Origin of the sequence: Gracilinema caldarium DSM 7334, from assembly GCF_000219725.1 — a bacterium.
Lineage (GTDB): Bacteria > Spirochaetota > Spirochaetia > Treponematales > Breznakiellaceae > Gracilinema > Gracilinema caldarium.
Map to the genome: position 1 here is coordinate 1,624,284 of NC_015732.1, position 18,903 is coordinate 1,643,186.

16 protein-coding genes are annotated in these 18,903 nt (G+C 42.7%); 10 read left to right on the forward strand and 6 right to left on the reverse strand.

The features are described 5' to 3' along the window. Positions 1-3: 3 nt before the first annotated feature. The 4 genes from SPICA_RS07320 to SPICA_RS07335 all read right to left on the reverse strand — a co-directional run bounded on the left by SPICA_RS07320 (position 4) and on the right by SPICA_RS07335 (position 3,918). Positions 4-411 (reverse strand): hypothetical protein, encoded by a 408-nt coding sequence (locus SPICA_RS07320; protein ID WP_013968894.1) that lies wholly within the window; start codon positions 409-411, stop codon positions 4-6. A 90-nt stretch (positions 412-501) separates the two neighbouring features. Then, positions 502-1,041 (reverse strand): hypothetical protein, encoded by a 540-nt coding sequence (locus tag SPICA_RS07325; RefSeq protein WP_013968895.1) that lies wholly within the window; start codon positions 1,039-1,041, stop codon positions 502-504. A gap of 13 nt (positions 1,042-1,054) precedes the next feature. Further along, positions 1,055-2,725, reverse strand: a complete 1,671-nt coding sequence (locus SPICA_RS07330) for an NAD(P)H-hydrate dehydratase (protein WP_013968896.1) — start codon at positions 2,723-2,725, stop codon at positions 1,055-1,057. Next, positions 2,722-3,918 carry an LIC_12708 family protein gene (locus SPICA_RS07335; protein WP_013968897.1) on the reverse strand — a complete coding sequence of 399 codons (1,197 nt, stop codon included), beginning with the start codon at positions 3,916-3,918 and terminating at the stop codon, positions 2,722-2,724. Before SPICA_RS07335 ends, SPICA_RS07330 begins: the two co-directional genes overlap by 4 nt. 67 nt (positions 3,919-3,985) lie before the next feature. Here SPICA_RS07335 and secA point away from each other — a divergent pair, with 67 nt between their 5' ends. Beyond that, positions 3,986-6,781 (forward strand): preprotein translocase subunit SecA, encoded by a 2,796-nt coding sequence (gene secA, locus SPICA_RS07340; RefSeq protein WP_013968898.1) that lies wholly within the window; start codon positions 3,986-3,988, stop codon positions 6,779-6,781. 69 nt (positions 6,782-6,850) lie between these two features. On the opposite strand, the gene SPICA_RS07345 is transcribed toward secA, so the two are convergent. Together SPICA_RS07345 and SPICA_RS07350 are read right to left on the reverse strand one after the other, a co-directional pair. After that, complete coding sequence (locus tag SPICA_RS07345; protein ID WP_013968899.1) at positions 6,851-8,170, reverse strand: SPOR domain-containing protein; 1,320 nt, start codon at positions 8,168-8,170, stop codon at positions 6,851-6,853. 17 nt (positions 8,171-8,187) lie between these two features. Further along, complete coding sequence (locus SPICA_RS07350) at positions 8,188-8,661, reverse strand: hypothetical protein (RefSeq protein WP_013968900.1); 474 nt, start codon at positions 8,659-8,661, stop codon at positions 8,188-8,190. Positions 8,662-8,771: 110 nt separating this feature from the next. Between SPICA_RS07350 and loaP the strand changes: the two genes are divergently transcribed. From loaP to SPICA_RS07395, 9 genes are all read left to right on the forward strand, one after another. Next, complete coding sequence (gene loaP / locus SPICA_RS07355) at positions 8,772-9,293, forward strand: antiterminator LoaP (protein WP_013968901.1); 522 nt, start codon at positions 8,772-8,774, stop codon at positions 9,291-9,293. A gap of 35 nt (positions 9,294-9,328) precedes the next feature. After that, positions 9,329-10,810 (forward strand): polysaccharide biosynthesis protein, encoded by a 1,482-nt coding sequence (locus SPICA_RS07360; protein WP_013968902.1) that lies wholly within the window; start codon positions 9,329-9,331, stop codon positions 10,808-10,810. After that, the gene (locus tag SPICA_RS07365; protein WP_013968903.1) at positions 10,794-12,080 is read left to right on the forward strand and encodes a DegT/DnrJ/EryC1/StrS family aminotransferase; all 1,287 of its coding nucleotides are present in this window, start codon (positions 10,794-10,796) and stop codon (positions 12,078-12,080) included. The genes SPICA_RS07360 and SPICA_RS07365 overlap by 17 nt, the downstream gene beginning before the upstream one ends. Positions 12,081-12,084: 4 nt before the next feature. Beyond that, entirely contained in the window at positions 12,085-14,169 is a 2,085-nt protein-coding gene (locus SPICA_RS07370) for a xanthine dehydrogenase family protein molybdopterin-binding subunit (RefSeq protein ID WP_013968904.1), read from the forward strand. After that, on the forward strand, positions 14,166-14,651 hold the full coding sequence (locus tag SPICA_RS07375; RefSeq protein ID WP_013968905.1) for a (2Fe-2S)-binding protein: 486 nt from the start codon (positions 14,166-14,168) through the stop codon (positions 14,649-14,651). Before SPICA_RS07370 ends, SPICA_RS07375 begins: the two co-directional genes overlap by 4 nt. Beyond that, complete coding sequence (locus SPICA_RS07380) at positions 14,635-15,483, forward strand: FAD binding domain-containing protein (RefSeq protein WP_013968906.1); 849 nt, start codon at positions 14,635-14,637, stop codon at positions 15,481-15,483. The genes SPICA_RS07375 and SPICA_RS07380 overlap by 17 nt, the downstream gene beginning before the upstream one ends. Positions 15,484-15,656: 173 nt before the next feature. Beyond that, entirely contained in the window at positions 15,657-16,253 is a 597-nt protein-coding gene (locus tag SPICA_RS07385) for a winged helix-turn-helix transcriptional regulator (RefSeq protein WP_013968907.1), read from the forward strand. Beyond that, positions 16,246-17,343 (forward strand): 3-dehydroquinate synthase, encoded by a 1,098-nt coding sequence (locus SPICA_RS07390; RefSeq protein ID WP_013968908.1) that lies wholly within the window; start codon positions 16,246-16,248, stop codon positions 17,341-17,343. The genes SPICA_RS07385 and SPICA_RS07390 overlap by 8 nt, the downstream gene beginning before the upstream one ends. Before the next feature lie 22 nt (positions 17,344-17,365). After that, on the forward strand, positions 17,366-18,892 hold the full coding sequence (locus SPICA_RS07395; protein WP_013968909.1) for a BamA/TamA family outer membrane protein: 1,527 nt from the start codon (positions 17,366-17,368) through the stop codon (positions 18,890-18,892). The last annotated feature ends 11 nt before the right edge of the window (positions 18,893-18,903 follow it).

Consider the following 18,903-nt stretch of genomic DNA (forward strand, 5'->3'; position numbering starts at 1 on the left):
ACCCTAGAAAAATAAAACTGTGGGAAACAGGAAATGGGCTCCTGCAGCGATGATGGCACCGTAGCCAACCCATTTACGATTTGCAGAAAGAAAACTCTCAATTTTTTCTGTTTGTTCATCAATCACAGTAGATCGGGACTTATAAAATTCAAATAAAAGGCTAAAACCAGCAATAAGTCCTGCAGCAGCAGGTAATAGATCCCCGATCACGGGAATATCCCCACGAATCACTGAAAGTATTTTAAAGAAACCGACCACCATTGTGAGTACTCCCAACACGAGCCGGAAGGTTTCATCGAGAACATAGGAACGGATACCGTCAAGAATAGATGATTTTGCTTCTGCATCGGTTATCAGCGCATAGCCTGCTAAGGCATTACAGATAATTGATAAAAAATAAAATTGTATCATGCAGTATCCTCGTCTCTAACTTCAAAATTTACAATACTGAATATACTCTTTTGGGTCAATGGATTAAACTATAAAACCCATATTCGGAATCTATTTTACAGGTATGGTAAATTTGAGCATCTCATCCTTACATTTAAATAGCATTACCAATTTTTCAGCCTCGAAGGGGACTGAAAACCGATATTCTTCACTTTGTTGTAACCCTATTACCAATTTTTGTATTTCTATTGGAAATTGTTGCATTTCTGATTCCTTGAGATAGGGCGACACTGCTACTTCGAGGGGACCTGAATAGGCATCCTTTGTGATAGCCTGCTTCTTAAGAGCTACATAGGTCGCGCCCTGAAAGCGAAAGGCTTCCACTGTAAAAACATTCCCCAGCAGATTCTGATTGCTTTCCCTGTTAAGGAGATATGACATGACAAGAGCTGTAGTACTAAGCATAAGGATGGCAAGCAATAAAAAAGCCATGGATTTAGTTGCTACGAGTGAACGGAACAGACCAGGACGACAGGCGAATGCGCCGGAATGGAGCAACTGTACTTTTTCAGGGGCACGAGCAAGTCGCTGTTCCCGAGAATAGTAAAAGGTGACGTCTTCATGTCCAATACGTTTTTTTTCACCTTCCATAGGTTTTACCTTACTACCGGGGTAGCCAGAGTTCTCCTGCGACAGTTCCAATCATTTCTGCCAGTGTCAGAGGGTCTTGAAAGCCCTTCGTATGGGCTAATCGGTGACCTGCTTCCAGGAGGATAGTAACAGCCCATTGAGAACACAGTACCGGGTCAATGGTGATCCTATTTCGTCTCATTCGGGCCATCAGAGCGCCGATAAGACCCGCCAACAGGTCTCCGCTGCCGCCCATGGCGAGCATACTTTCCATGCCATCAATCACAGAATAGGAACCATCGGGGGCACTAATATAAATAACATGCCCCTTAAGAAGGATGACCGCGTTAATTTGTCGGGCAGCCCTTTGTAGGAGAGGAACTGGATTTGTAGCGATCATCCTGCGAAGTTCATCATCAGAGGGTATGTTTGATTCGTAAGTATCATGAGGAAGAACATTAATAAGCCGTTCAAATTCAACCGGATGGGGTGTAAATACCGTAGGGCCTGTAAAGGTATATACAGCTGCATGAACTATTGCATCGGCGTCAAAAACAAGACCACAATGTTGCTGTATCTGATAGTGTATCGCTTTTTGTAGCTGAACTTCCTTTTCATTATTCCAGACAAGTCCTGGACCCATAACAATCGCATCGGGAGTAAGGGCCGACCTCATACCCTGTTCTTTTTGTTCGTTAAGCCATAGCTGGCACGTTACCAGGAGACCTCCTGCCTGAGCCATAAGTTGTTCTGCAAGCAACTGCTCTGTTACTAGCTGAACGAGCCCTGCCCCACCTGCCTGAGCACCTCTGCTGGCAAGCATGGCCGCTCCGCTTGTACCAAGGGCGCCTGCAAAAATTTGTACTACTCCTCGCTTATGTTTATAAGCATCTTTTTGTACCGAGAGAGCCTCCCTTGCATTTTGATCAGAAGCTAACGTAGAAAAGGTAATAAGCGTATTCTGCGCAATTTGGGTAAGGAGAGCTTCAGGGAAAATACCAGTAACGGGTATAATATGACCCGCCTTCATTCTAGCCTGAGGCTTATAGAGACAGGCTTTTACAGGTTCAATGGCAAGGGTAAGGTCCGCAGCTATCAGGGGATACTCTATTTCCCAGGAATCCGAAAGGCCTGATGGTATATCGATTGCAATAATACGCTGAGAGGTATTCATATTTCTGATCTTGTTGATAACAGCAATAAGCTCAGCTACTGCACCATGTACTGGGCCTGATAATCCTGTCCCCGTCAGCGCATCAATAATGAGATCAGCCTTTGAAAAAACAGTATACCTTTCCTTTTCTGATAAATCCTGCCACAAAAGACAAGGAATACCCATTTTTTGCAATATCTTGAACACCTGGGAACGGGGGGTAGGATTTGCTGTCGCGTTCATCTCGCTATCAGCTATCGGTTTAGCAAGTATTACTTTACACCGAAGAATATTGCAAAAACCCTTAAGAATAAGTGTTTTAAGAAGCACCATCCCATCGGCCGCATTATTGCCCGATCCAGCTACAAGAATGATTGATAAAGATCGAGTAGACGTTTTTACAGTCTCAGGAACAATTTGAGACCACACAGCGATAAGGGAATTGGCACATTCTCTGCCCGCAGCTTCAACAAGTACACTGGAAGACAGGCACCACTCTACCATTGCCCTTTCATCAATTTTATGAGCTTCATGACAAGAAACCAGAATCATTTACGTACATCTCCGGTAAATTTTTCAGTCCTCCACCAAACTACTTTGGCCTCATAATCAGTGGCAAGCAAAGCAGACAGAATTCCTTCCTCGGAAAGATAAAAGGTATTAAAGGCTACTTCATCGGGATCTACCTGAATAAACCCCCGTTTCTGGTCTTTGGACTCAAGGTCAAGCACGAGTAAATGGTAGCCATCAGTTTCAGGGATGGTAAGGAATACCTTACCTCTTCGACTAACTCCTAACACAGAATATACTAACTCTATCTTGTCTTTCTGGTCCGATTGAATCTGATCAAAAGGTGGAATTTCCACATTATTCAAATAACTTCCATTTTCCACATTCATAACCCAAAGTATAGAACGATCATAAATTATTCCCGACTTTGTCTTAGTAGATTCATCAAAGTTATCTTTATAATAATCAATTTTGATAATAAGTCGTCTACTGTCAGGAGCAGCGGTAATACTATCAAGGGATGAGTAGAGGGTTTCACCTTTTGGCATAGGTAAATCCTCATTTCGAATTAAAACTACATACAATACGGCCCCGTTTGCATCGAACCAATAGACATTCCAACCGGTCGGGATTCGGCATACCACCACAAGTTCATCATGTACTGAAGTAAAAAGGCTGTTGATAAAAGGAAATGGTGTGCCTCCAATCCCTTCCTGCCCTAGATATTCGATAAAGTTACCGTCACTGTCAAAATGGAGCACCGTAGAATCGAAGAGTACCCGCTTTTCTGCATCATAGGTTCGACGATCTGGTGGTAATCGATCTTCCACATAGAGGTGTTTTCGAGAATCGACTGCTACATTTCCATTCTGTATGAGGGGATAAGCGATAGCCCTTCTGGTAACAATTTCAGAGCTATCACTGTCTTTCTTAAGCGTAAAGGGAGGAGGATTCGTTTCCTGGTTATAAATCATGGATAGAAGGTCTCCGTAGGAGGTAAATTTAGAAACCTTTTGAGCTTTGCTGTCGGAAATATAAAATATACCATCCCGCATGGCAATTCGAGTTTTCAACATTGCCGGTGACTGATCTATTCCAAAAAGATCGATCTGATTTTCCAGTCTGCCTATATCTAGCCTGAAGAGATTCTGCCGGTCTACCGACTGGACTTCCTTATTGGAGCAAGAACTGAATGAAAGTAAACCTATAAGGGCAATAATGAGTATCCGTATCATGATAAATTCACCATAGACGCCTGCAAGGCGCTTGTCAACCGTCGTTTATAGCGGTACATTCAAGACTATGTTGGACAATGTAATTAAGGCTCTGTTCGGCTCACAGCACGAACGGGATTTAAAAGCCCTCTTACCGATTTTACACGCAGTAAATGAAAAAGAAGCCTGGGCGGCTTCTCTCCCGCCGGAAGAATTCCCTAAGATGACTGAACGATTCCGGGAACGGTATCGGAACGGTGAAAGCCTGGATTCCATGCTGCCCGAAGCCTTTGCACTGGCCCGGGAAGCAGCCCGCAGGAACCTGGGGGAACGACCTTATGATGTGCAGGTCCTTGGATCCATCGTTCTGCACCAGGGCAAAATCGTAGAAATGAAAACCGGTGAAGGTAAAACCCTTATGAGCGTGGCCGCTACGTACCTCAATGCCATTACCGGCAAGGGCGTCCATGTGGTTACGGTTAACGATTACCTGGCAAGCCGGGATGCCGCCTGGATGAGTCCGGTTTTTAATTACCTGGGTATGACCGTCGGTACCATCCTTTCAGATATGGATAATGACCGCCGCCGGGAAAATTATGCCTGCGATATAACCTATGGTACCAATAATGAGTTTGGCTTTGATTATCTTCGCGATAATATGCGCTGGGATCTTGAAGGCCGGGTTCAGCGGGGCCACCATTTCTGTGTAGTAGACGAAATCGACTCCATATTGATTGATGAAGCTCGGACTCCCCTTATCATTTCCGGTGCCGCCGAAGATGACACCTATAAGTTTTTTGAAGTAGATAAACTTCTGGATACCCTTGAAGAGGTTAAAAAGAAGGAAGACGGTGAATATCCCGATGAAGCTCAGGGCGAAGAAGTCATCGGTGATTATAAGATTAACGAAAAAAATAAAAACATATCCTTCACTAATGCGGGTATGAATAAGATCGAAAAACTCCTTCAGAAACGGGGCTTAATTAAAGGTTCCCTCTTTGATGAGGAGAATTTCGAATATATCCACTACTTTACCCAGGCACTGCGGGCCCACAAACTCTTTCATATTGATGTGGACTATGTGGTTCAGGATGGTCAGGTCCAGATTGTTGATGAATTTACGGGCCGCATTTTGCATGGCCGTCGGTATTCCGATGGCCTCCACCAGGCCATTGAGGCTAAGGAACGGATAAAAATAGCCCAGCGCAACCGCACCCTTGCAACCATCACCTTCCAAAACTACTTCAGGTTGTATGAAAAAATATCCGGTATGACCGGTACGGCCGATACTGAAGCGGTTGAGTTCAATAAAATATACAACCTCGATGTAGTTGTTATCCCTACTAACCTGCCGGTAGCCCGTATTGATGAAGACGATGTGGTCTACCTGAACGAAAAAGAAAAATTTGAGGCCCTCTGTGATGAAATAGAAGCGGCCCATAAGCGGGGACAACCGGTACTGGTCGGTACCGTTTCGATTGAAAAATCCGAAAAAGTATCGGCCCTGCTTACCCGCCGCGGTATCCGTCATGAAGTTTTGAATGCAAAAAACCATGCCCGTGAAGCGGTCATCATTGCTGAAGCCGGAGCTAAAGGCGCGGTAACCATTGCAACTAATATGGCTGGCCGTGGAACCGATATTAAGCTCGGAGGCAACCCGGAACACCGGGCACGTAAACGGGCGGGAACCAATGCTACCCCAGAGCAGTATGCCAAAATTTACAAAGAAGAATATGAAAAATGGAAAAAGGACTATGAAGAAGTAAAAAGCCTTGGAGGCCTTTATGTTATTGGTACCGAACGGCATGAAAGCCGTCGTATCGATAACCAGCTCCGGGGCCGTTCAGGACGCCAGGGAGACCCTGGTCGTTCCAAGTTCTTTATTTCCATGGATGATGACCTGATGCGCCTCTTTGGCGGGTCAAACATCAAAAACCTGATGTCAAAAATTGGCATGGAACCTGGTGAGCCCATCTATCATCCATGGCTCAATAAGAGCATAGAGCGGGCCCAGAAAAAGGTGGAAGAACGGAACTTCGAAATTCGTAAGCACCTGCTTGAATATGATGACGTCCTGAACCAGCAGAGAAAATTCATCTATGAACAGCGGGATGCCATACTGGCGGATCAGCATCTGGTAGATCGGGTTAACAATGCAACCAATGACATGGTTCACGCAGCTCTAGAAGATTACCGGGCGACCTTCCGCCGTGATCCTGTTTTAGCTGTCAAAGAATTAGCCCGTTTCTTAAAAGAAAAATTTGCATACCAACTGCAACTAGAAAGCAATGCACCGGAAGCTCAGAAAGTAGAAGATCTGGAACAGCGGATTACAGAAGAGCTGAAACAGGAAATTGCGGAAAAAGAAGCCCTCGTCGGTGCGGAGAACCTCAATACCTTTATCAGGATGCAGTATCTCCAGGCCATCGACCGCAAATGGCTCGATCACCTAGAAAATATGGAAGCCCTTCGTGAAGCGGTATACCTCCGTAGTTATGGCCAAAAGAATCCTCTTACGGAATATAAGATTGAAGGGTTCCAGATTTTTGAAACCATGATCGATGAAATTCGTCAGGAGATTGCCAGCAGGGTACATCTTGTTCGTGTTCAAAGTACGGATAATCGGGAAGTACGAGCTAGACCTGTCGCCACAATCCACTCAGCCAGTCATGGAAGTGTAGGTTCTTTTGCTGGGGCGGCTGCAGGCGGTACCAGTGCAAGAAGTGGTACCACGCCAACGATGGGTTCTGCCCGTCCTGTGGGACCTTCGAGCCGTTCAGAACCGGAATCGGTAACGGTCGTCCGAGCCTATCCTAAGGTGGGCCGTAATGACCCCTGCCCCTGTGGCAGCGGTAAAAAGTACAAATACTGTCACGGCAAATAAGGTGGCCTCTCAAACTACACCAATTCGGGCCTCTTAACAACATCTTCGGTTTTTAAGAGACCCGGCATACTAACTCTCTTTTTTTACAAAAGCATCCTTAAAACCTGATTTTTTAAAATAAGACACTAAAGCGTGGCTTTCACCTTCATTCAACGGACCAATCAGTAAGCGATATATTGGTTTTTCAGTGGTTCCTCCTATATGAACGAGAAGTGGGTATTTTTTATTAAGTCCCTTTATCTGATTTTCTACTGCATCGGCTTTGGAAAAAGCACCAAGTTGTATATAATATTTACCCTTATCCAAATTTGTTACGGATGGAACACTGAAAGCAATTTTAAAAGCTTGTTCTGTGGCTTTTGTTGGTGCTTGTACTGGCTCCTGGACAACCATAGGTTGTTCTAGTTTTTCTGCCATTGATATTGGAGCTGCTTCTACAAAATTTGAAATTTCTGGTTTTTCTTCACCCTCTTCTACAACCGGTTCTGTTGGAACAAACACCGGTGGACGTTCCTCTGCGGGTTCAAGGCTGAGTTCAACCTTTTCAGCAAAGGGTGTTTTTAAAACAGGTGCTATATCTGTTGGTGAATCCTGTATATTCGGTTCTGTAATTACTTCTTCTGTATCTGATTTCACAGGTGTTTCAACAGGGATAATTTCTGCTATTGAGGTTGAGTCTTGTGGAGTCTCTTTGGGTTCGATCACTGGTTGTTCAGATGCAAGCGGTTCAGATGGTTCGGTGCTTAACTCAACACTGGGAACTGTAGGTGCTTGTATAGGAACTATTTCAGCTTCGGCAATAGATTCTTTTTGCTGAAGTTCAGGTAGTTCTTGTATTTTCTCAGTTTCTGGAGTCATTTCTGTCTCTGAAATTAGGGCAGGATTGTTTTGTTTTTCAGATACAGCGTCAATCTTAACAGCTGACTCCTGCACCGACATTAGTGGTTGTTGAGACATTGCACCTTCTTCAGCTTTTGTTAATGCAAGAGTTGCAGCTGGGTCCCTATCTGGATCGCCTTCTTTTGATAGTTCGTCCCTATATCGTGAAAATGCAATAGGATCTGCAGGCATGTTTACTCGAATCCTTCCAACCATACCCTTTTCAAGCCCTAAAGCATTAGCTGCCTCTTTAGATAAAAGTCCTAAGAGTCCAGGATTGTCGATACCACCAACCACAATTGCCCGTAGGGTTTTACCATTTTCCAGATTTACCACATCAACCAAGGTATTACGCGGGAACGAATTGGTCGCAATGTAATAACCATTTTCGGGCAATTCTCCACCTGCAGCCATTGCTGCAGCTCCTTCCCAAATGGATGCTCCTAATAAACCAAGAGAGGCAATTCCAATAAAGAAAAGAACAATCAATTTTTTCAAATAATTCATCATATTACACCTGCCTTGTATCAATTATTATTTATAAAAAGTTGAGTCTGCTTCTTAGCAACTTCTTTATCCTGTTCTGGATTTTCTGTCTGAATAGAAGAGGTATACATATATTGTTTAATTAACTGATCCGTTTTAACAGAATAGAGGTAAAAGTGAACAACCTCAGGAGTAGCTCTCTTTTGAGAAGTCTTATTAGGTATAGCAGCATATGTTAATTGTGCCACTAAAACAGAATCGGCTCCACCTTGCCTAGCTAATTGTAGCGTTTCTTTTATATTGAATGATGACGTGTTTTCTATCGGAGTATTACTAACAATAATCCCCATATCAAAGAGAGCATCCAGCACTCCAGATTCCCATGCTGATGAAGATTCAAATTTATATAGTTTCATATCAGGGGTTTGTTCAAGCAAGGAAACGAAAATTGTTTCAGCTTGCAAATCAAAACCGATTATCGTTATAAAAATTAACAATATAAATATACGTTTCATTCTGTAAGTGCCCCTTATTTACAATATCGGAATAGTAAATAAGGGACTGAAAGATATTCTTATTCCATTGTGCTAGAACAAAGGCTATGATATGGTATAGGTACGATCATATGGAATATTACGCACTACAAGTTAAAACTGGTTCGGAAGAAAAATACATCAATCTATTTAAAATTAAACATCCCGAGGCGGATATACGCTTGCATTTTCTCCAGCGGCGATTACCCATACGTCGTGGTGGCAAGGTTCAACAGGAGCTGGCCCCCATCTTTCCTGGTTATATTTTTCTCGAAACTGGAACAAATTTACAATCTTCCCTTTATTGGGCCCTTCGTAAAACTGATGGTTTTTTCCGTTTTTTAAAAAGCAACCAGGATGTGAGGGCCCTCTCTGGACATGATCTTGAAATTGTGACTCATTTTCTTAAATATGGTTCAGTTGCAGAAAAGTCTAAAGTATATTTTGATGAGCAGGACCGCATTATTGTGCAGGAGGGACCACTAAAAGGACTCGAGGGAAATATCATAAAGGTCGATAAAAGAAAAGGGAGGGCGAAGATTCGGCTCGATCTGGACAATGCACCTTTTACGATTGACCTGGCCTTTGAGTTTATCACCAAGTCGTCAGATTAAGGTATACATACCCTTGAGCCTTTCGCAAAAGATGGATGACATCCTTTAAATCAGCCCGTTTGTATATCATTGGCGCAGGTTTTGCCGGACAGACCCTGGCACGGGAAATTAAAGCCAAGGGAATTTTTGGTGAGGTTGTAGCATTTCTCGATGATGACCCGGCCAAAATTGGCCACAGTATCGAAGGGATACCCGTTTTAGGCCCCATTAAGGATGTAGCCCGCCTCTTGCGAATGAATCCCGCTGATGAGGCTATCATCGCCATTCCCAGCGCAAGCCGGGAATACTTACGGGAACTCTATAACATTTTAAAAAAGGCTGGCTTTGAAAAGATCCGCATATTGCCGGGAATTTCCCAGATCATCGAAGGGGATGCCCACCTTATCCAGACCCGGTCCATCGATCCACAGGACCTTCTAGGGAGAACCCCAGTAGCTATAGGCTTGAAAGAGAGCCTTACCTATCTCAGGGGCAAACGGGTCCTCGTGACAGGAGCAGGAGGTTCTATCGGTAGTGAATTGTGCCGTCAGCTTCTATCCGGCGGCGCTCAACGTTTATATCTCTTCGGCCATGGAGAAAATTCTATCTATCAAATTGATCGTGAGCTCAGACTGCTCCAGGAAGAAGGGGTTGGTGAAAAGGCCACCATAGTACCAATCATCGGTGATCTAAAGGATGAAGCCTATGTGAATTACATCATCGGGAAACTCAAGGTTGATGTTATTTTCCATGCCGCCGCTTATAAACATGTCCCCATGATGGAAGAAAATCCTGTAGCAGCAATTGAAAATAATGTATTCGGTACGGAAAACCTGGTAAAGGCTGCAGGTCACTACAAAGTTAAACGTTTTGTACTCATTTCGACCGATAAAGCGGTTGATCCTGTCTCAGTATATGGCGCTTCCAAAATGCTCTGTGAACAATTGGTACTCTCCGCTTCCCAGGAAGGGGGAGCCCATTTTATGGTGGTTCGTTTTGGTAATGTACTGGGTTCCCGAGGCTCTATCATGCCCCTCTTCCAGAAACAGATCGAAAAAGGCGGCCCTGTTACCGTTACCCACCCTGAGGCTCGGCGCTGGTTTATGACCATACCTGAAGCATGTTCCCTCGTACTGAAGGCAGGAGGGGTTGGCGAAAACGGTAAACTGTACCTCCTTGATATGGGAGAACCAATAAAGATCCGGGAATTGGCGGAGCAAATGATACGATTCTATGGATTTGAACCGGATCGGGAAATAAAAATTGAGTATATCGGACTGAGGCCAGGGGAACGGCTTGATGAACGACTCTGGAGTGAAAACGAAATTCCTGTGGAAACTGAGTATCCCCGGATTCGTCGTGTAGAACGAAAGGAAGCGCCCCTGCTCGACCTGCCGAAACTTCTGGAAAGTATCAGACCAATCTGCCGTTTCGATCCAGCAAAAGCAAATCTGTATCGCGACAAGGTTCTTTTAAGACGGCTCTTGCACGACTTTATTCCGACGGTTATCATTCCCGAACATGAACAAAACAATTGAACCTATACCCTTTGCCCGACCCTTTATCGGTGCAGAAGAAGAAGCAGCAGTTCTCAGGGTGCTCCGATCTGGTTGGCTTACCACTGGCTCTGAAGCGCTACAGTTTGAAAAAGAATTTGCGGATTTTTTTCGACGTAACACAACCACCAATCCTGCCCCTGCAATGTCAGCATACCAGGACCTCACTGCATTAGCCGTTAACTCAGCCACAAGCGGCCTGCATCTAGCCCTGGAAGCCTGCGGGGTCGGCCCCGGGGATATCGTCATCACATCGACCTACACCTTTACGGCCACTGCAGAAGTGGTTCGTTATCTTGGTGCCCATGTGGTATTTGTCGATGTGGCTCCTAATAGCTATCTCATGGATGTACAGGCTCTCGAGCAAACTTTTGAACGGCTTGCCCGGGGCCGCCCCGCCTACCCGCCCCGGCCCGGCACCAATGACCCGGAGGAAGGTTTTGGCCCCCGGGGTCAGGTTAAAGCAATTATCCCTGTTCATGTGGCAGGACTCTCCTGCGATATGGATGCCATCATGAACCTGGCCCGGACCTATAATGCCAGGGTTATTGAAGATGCGGCCCATGCCTTTCCATCTCAACTTGCCGATGGCCGTTGGGTTGGTTTATTAGGTGATATCGGGGTTTTTTCCTTTTACGCGACCAAAACCATTACCACCGGAGAAGGTGGCATGATTCTTACCAGGGATAAAACTATAGCCCGGAGGATTTCCATCATGAGATCCCATGGTATCGACCGGTCTATATGGAACCGGTATACGGATACCAGAGCCAGCTGGAAATATGCAGTCGTAGCCCCAGGATATAAATATAATTTGCCGGATGTGCTTGCCGCTCTTGGCCGGGTTCAGCTGAGCCGTGCAATGGAACTGCTTGAAATGCGCAGGGCTATCGCTCACACCTATACTCAGGCTTTTCGCTCTACTCATGGATTACTGCTTCCGCCTACAGGGCCGGAAAATGCCTGGCATCTCTACCCCATCCGACTTGCAGGATCCTGGGGAAAAACAGTCCGGAACCAGTTTATTGAACATCTGCAAGCCCTTGGTATTGGTGTCTCGGTACATTTTATACCCCTTCATACCATGCCTTATTACCGTTCCCTCTATAATCTTGATGAACAGGATTTTCCCCAAGCCCTTGATATATTTTCCCGATCCATTTCCATACCGATATGGCCTGGAATGACCAGAGAACAGATTCAGCGAGTTGTTGATGGAGTAGTTGAAACAGTAAAAATATTAAAAGGATAACTGGGTGGAACAAATACACAGAGTGGGGACAATAGAAGAACTCATCTTGCAGGGTATGCTCTATGGTTACATACTCCGTTCACCGGTTGCCTCGGGGACCCTGATTCGGATCAATACACCAAAACTATCTAGTTCTTATACCCTGATTACCGCCCGTGATATCCCCGGTATACCATACCTTACTTTTAATGCTACTCGCCTTCCAATTTTTGCTTCATCAACAATAACCTATATTGGTGAACCGGTAGCATTACTAGTCGGGCCTGACCGCAATAAACTGGAAGACATACTCCGATCAACTGAAATTATTGCAGAAGAAGAAGTTCCCCAATTCGACTGTTCAATCTTTACATCCGATCGGATTATAGCCAAAAAGAGCATACCAAATAAAGATATTGATACCTTTTTTAAGAGGAAAAGCCTCATTACAGAAGGAACCTATAGTACAGCAATCCAAGAACACTGGTACCCAGAATGCCATGGAGCCCTTGCAAGCTATAGCTATGACAAGATGATTATTCGTACCGCTACCCAGTGGCCATATCATGTCCGTCAGGCTGTTGCAACCATGTTAGGGGTCTCGGAAAATGACATTATTGTTGAACCTACTGTATTAGGTACCCATCTGGATGGAAAACTATGGTATCCATCCCTTATCGCTTGTTTTGCAGGCCTTGCAACATATATTTGTAAAAAACCAGTTAAGGTACTCCTAAGCCGCATTGAAGATTTTCAATATAGTCCCAAACGCCCCGCATCAAAGATTGTCCTCAGGACAGCAACAGGAAAAGAGGGTGAACTAATTGCTCTCGAAAGCCGTCCCATTGTAAATATGGGATCAAATGGTCCTTTCGCTGAGGAATTTATAGGACGCCTGAGTCTTGGAACCATGGGCGCCTATCGTTGTCCTCATTATAAACTGGAGGCTTATGCGGTGCACAGCAATCTGCCTCCAGCGGGGCCCTTAGCAGGGTTCGGTTTTTCTCAGGCAAATTTTGCAATAGAAAGTCATATCTGGTCAATAACAGATCGCCTGCAAATCAATCCTTTGGAATGGCGGAAAAAAAATGCCCTTTGCAAGGGGGACACCCTTATTGCTGGTATTCCTATACGGGATGCTGTACCTTCTGAAGTACTGCTTGATTCGGTAGCCGCCATGAGTGATTTTAACCGCAAATGGTCAAGTTATGAATTACTCAGCAGATATCATCGCAGTTTACATAAATTCCCTATCGAAAAATCTTTACGAGGTATTGGAGTCAGCTTAGGTTATCAAGGAAATGGTCTTCTTTTTGAAGGTGCAGATAAGGGAAATTTCGGTATTGAAGTTACCCTTGAGAAAAGCGGTTCCCTTGTTATAAAAACTAGCGCTATCATATCTAGCGAAGAAACACAATCGATATGGGCAGCCATTGCAGAGGATATTCTTGGTATACCGGCTTCCACTATAGAATTTGCTCCTATCCGTACTGATCAGGTTCCCGATTCGGGACCTTCATGCTTATCGAGAAATACCACGATTATTACCAAATTGGTACAGCGGGCTTGTGAAGCAATTCGTAAACAACGGTTTAGAGATCCCTTGCCAATAACAGTAAAACGACAATTTCGTCCTACCAAAGCAATGAAAGATGGACTTCCCTTTACCATGTTAAGTTGGGGATCCGCTGTAGTGGAAGTAGAGATAGAACCGATTACATTGAGACCTCAAACTCGGGGGATCTGGCTTATCGTTGATGGTGGGAAAATACTCTCAGAACAAAGAGCCCGTAGATCGATACAGCTCGCAAGTCTTCAGGCATTACAATGGGCATGCGGCGACAATCTATCCTATGAGAATGGCCTTATTCCACCGGAAGTTATGGAATTGCATTCCATCCAATTACAATATAATCCGCCTCCGGTTTCTGTGGAGTTCCTTTGGAATGACAGCGAGCACCCTAAAGGCATTGGAGAACTTCCCTTTACACTCATACCAGGAGCTTTTGCTCAGGCAGTCTCACAGGCAATTGGAAAATCCATGCGTACATTACCCATTCGTTCTTTGGATATTGAACAAGCTCTTCAAAGCAGAGAGGAACTTACATGACGATTCCTTTTATTTTGAATGGAGAAGATGTGGTAGCCCAATGTTCAGTTGATAAACGTCTTGTCGATATACTAAGGGACAATTTTAAATTAAGTGGTACCAGGGCAGATTGCCGAAGCGGCATTTGCGGAGCCTGCTCGGTTATCTTTAATGGGCGCATCGTTCCTGCATGTCTTATTCCTGCTTTTAAGGTAAAAGGGAGCGAAGTGATAACCATAGAAGGTTTTATGCAAACGATTGAATATCAAGATATTGTTACCGGTTTTCATCAATCGGGATGGAGTCCCTGTCAATTTTGTAATACATCGGTTATCCTGGGTATTGAGGCCCTGCTTTCACAGAATCTGCGCCCCGAACCAGAATATATTCAAATAGCCTTTTCCGATATTCAATGCCGTTGTATTGATCCTCATCAATTATTATTCACGATTAAAACGATTTCTGGGATACGTCAAAGAAGGATCTATGGAAGATCAATATAATCTACCACATAATCAGGTATTTAGTCCCTATAATCTTGCAGAATTATTTCAATTTTGGAATCGATTCCCTGATGCGGTATTATGTTCTGGTGGTACTGACCTGCTAAGGCGGCAAAGAAACCGCATATTTGCATTACCCCAAAATCTCATTTCGCTAGATAAGGTAGAGGAATTACAAAAAATAAACCGCACAGAACGACATCTTGAAATTGGAGCTGCAATTTGTCTATCTGATATACCGAGAATAGGGAAAATTGTACCAGAACCATTAGTTGCTATCATCAATTCCATCGGCAACCCACGCCTGAGAAATCTTGCAAGCATCGGAGGGGCCATTATGAGTAGTCATCGATATTCAGATATCCATTCAATCTTGATAGCCCAGGATGCCACATATGAATTAAAATCCGCTTCCAATTCTCGGTGGATTTCTGCTAGCAAATTTGTTGTCTCTGGACCCCAGCTCTTACAAGAAGAGCAAGCCCTTATTAGTAGAATACGAATCCCCTTAACTCAATGGACCTATATGTTTCATAAAAAAATAGGAAATATTAATAGAGACGATCCAAATGGAGGCACATTTTTATTACTTTGCAGCATAGAAAAAGATATAATAACAGATCTCCGTATTATTTTTGTTGGTTCAATAATCCTTCGGTTTAAAGATATGGAGACTCATCTTGTAGGACAAAGTATTCCCCTCGATGAAAAGATAGCTGATACTTTAATCTATGAATATTCATCATTTATTACTGAAAAAATTCTAGATAATAATTACCTACAACATTCAATTATTCGATCAATGAAAGCATCATTATACAATATTGTCTAAAAATACTATCATTTTAGGTGATAAATAGGCTTGATTATGGGTACCACCTATGATATATTGTTCAATCGTTGAACATCATAGGGATAACCAATGTGTAGCGTGTTTCGGCCGCACATCATTTGGATATCTTATCACGTTGTCTCATTTTTCTTAAGATCATCACTTATAGTCTGATGATACAACAGCAGCTTTATTATCGATCCATGAATATTGAATATATTGATCCTGAACTAGCCATTCTTGAAACTATTTATGATTCTAGTCGGCAGACTAATGCTGTTAAGCAACGGGATATTGCCCAAAGTACTGGAACATCTCTAGGTATGACCAATGCAATTCTTAAAAGATTAACCCAAAAAGGCTGGATTACGATTAAAAAAATTAATAGTCGCAATATCCACTATGCTATTACTCCCGACGGAGTTAATGAAATTGCCCGTAGAAGCTATCGGTATTTTAAAAGAACCATTCGTAATATTGTTTTGTACCGAGATGGTTTAGACCTGGCAATTAACAAAGCAAAATGTCGGGGTTGTACAACCGTTGTTTTAATTGGCGTTAGTGATCTTGATTTTATTGTTGAGCATAGTTGTATGCGTCATGGTCTTACCTTTTTAAAGGTTATTGAATTAGAAACGGCTCAACCACTCTTATTGCACGATTATTTTATCATTTTTTCCGAATCCTATGAAAAACCATTAGATACTCATAATTCTAATCAGCTCTACCTTTTTTCATTACTTGCAAATCCAGGGGAGTCCTTTGAATAATCAAATAGTACATACATTTATTTTTAACGATGTTACAAGTACTGTCATCTTAGGTTTTTCACTACCAGATCTTGAACGGCTCTGTTTTGGTTTTTCCTTGTCCCAATGTCTTTTTATTTGTGATGCAAACACCCTACATATTGTAAATTCTATACGTGGAAGTGAAAAAGTTCAACGTTGCGTCCTTCCAAGTGGAGAAAAGGCAAAAAACTGGCAATCAATTGAACAAATCATCGAAAGCGCTGTTCGGGCAGGTATTGGTAGAGATGGTCTTTTTATAGGTGTTGGTGGTGGTGTAGTAACGGATTTAGCAGCCTTTGCGGCTGCCATTTACATGCGGGGAATTGGGATCCGCCTTATTTCAACTACAGTCTTAGGTATGGTGGATGCTTCGGTCGGAGGAAAAACAGGTTTTGATTTTTTGGGAATTAAAAATCTTGTAGGCGCCTTTTATCCTGCGGAAGAAATTTATATGCCCCTTTCAGTTTTGTGTAGTTTACCCTGTACAGAATGGAAGTCCGGTTTTGCAGAAATTATAAAAACTGGTATTATTGCTGATACTTCTATCCTTACTATACTACACGACCACCTCATCGATTTTTACAATCAAGAGCAAAAAGAACGTTATTTAAACCAGGATTGGTTTCAAGAACTCCTTTATCGTTGTATTTCCTCAAAAGGAAAGATCGTAGAATCGGATCCAGAAGAACGAGGTACTCAACGGGCTCTGCTGAATCTTGGACATACCTATGGGCATGCGCTTGAAGCTGTTGCTGGACTTGGCAATGTTAGTCACGGTGAAGCCATCGCATGGGGATTGAGCAGAGCCTGTGATTTAGGAGCAAAATTAGGTATTACCCCAACACAACGTAAAGAACAAATAAACAGCATATTAAGACAGTTTGGATATTGTACAACACCCACTTATCCAACACCCAACTATAACCCTGAAGCAATAATGCAAGCAATGTATTCAGATAAAAAAAAGAAAGACGGACAGCTCCGTTTTATTATTCCGACAGAAGAAAGTGCAACAATACGATCTATCTCTTCTAATGAAATCGATATAGTGGTTTCTACAATACTATAATGCAAGGAGTTAAACACATAACATGCAGAAACATTTACAAAATTCGTGGATCTTATTTTTAATTTTCACTCTATTTATTTTTCTTGATAACCTTTTTGCAGAATCTACAGATGCTCCGTATTATATACATTCTATAACATATCAAATAACAGGTATTACGAAAGCCTATGCTCTACAAAATGCTGCAGAATTAAAAGAAGGTGAGGTTATTGTTAACAATACGGCTCTTGAACAATATATTAAAGCTAAGACACAGCTATTACTTAACAATCGAGTTCTTGCAGAAGCCAATATACAATATACACTAGGTGATCCAGATACAGATGGGCGGATCCCAGTAGATCTCACGGTTATAACAACCGACACATGGAATATTATTGCCCTACCCTATTTTAAATACGATTCTAGCAATGGTTTAGAAATCAGTGCAAAAGGCCGCGATTATAATTTTCTCGGCACCATGCAACCCTTAAAAATTGATATTGGATACACGATAGATCGCCAGCCATTGAATGATCGAGCCTTTGATAAGGGGGCTTTTTTTATTGATATAGATTCCAATTTTCCATTTAAAGCATGGAATCTAGACTGGAATTTCGATTTTGACCATTATTTTGGTTACACCGATAAATATGGTTTTGAGTATGAAAATAAAACGGGCTTAAGTCTTTCCTTGCCAATTCAATTTACCACATTAACCTTATCCGCGTATCAGGGTGTATCAATAAATGAGGAAAATGAGGATAAATATAAAGCAGAATACGGTGACCGGTACCAAGATTACTGGTATCTCAGCAATTGGATGCGTCTCGACTGGTCTATACCAACCCCGATACAAATTGATGGATTTAGTAAAGTTTTATACATCCCCTCATTACAAATAAAGCAAAACTATCGGCCCTTTGGTGAAATTGGCGAAGAAAGGGGGGGACCTATAGGAACTATAGAACAAACTATTAGTTTTGGCAGAGTTGATTGGATTCGTAATTTCAGACGAGGTATTGATGTACATCTAACAAATACCAATGATTATAACTTTTATAAAACAACTTGGAATAAATCGATCCATGCAGAATTAATAGGCCATTATCCATTAATTAACACCTTTGAGCTCTCTGGAAGAGTACAAGGATACTATTATTTTGATGAAGCAGATGATAAGGGTGGCTTACCTTTGCGTGGTATTCTAGATAGTGCCGTTACTACTGAATATGGTTTATATACAAATCTAGATCTACCAATTCGTGTGATATTGTTTATGCCTTCAGAATGGTTTAAATCAAAAAAATTACGTATTTTTGACATTGAACAACAATGGACACCTTTTATTGATATGGCTATGGTTAAAGATTCGATTCACGACCGAAGCTTTACCTTCGATGACATGCTTATTACCAGTGGGATCGAAGTAGTTACCTTTCCACTCTTTATTCGCAGTTTTTATTTGCGGATAAGTGTGGGCTTTAATCTGAGAGAAGCAGTACGCCTAAAATCCTTACCTAATGGTGATAACCGTGAAATATTTATTGGTTTAGGACATCATTATTAATTGTAAAATCT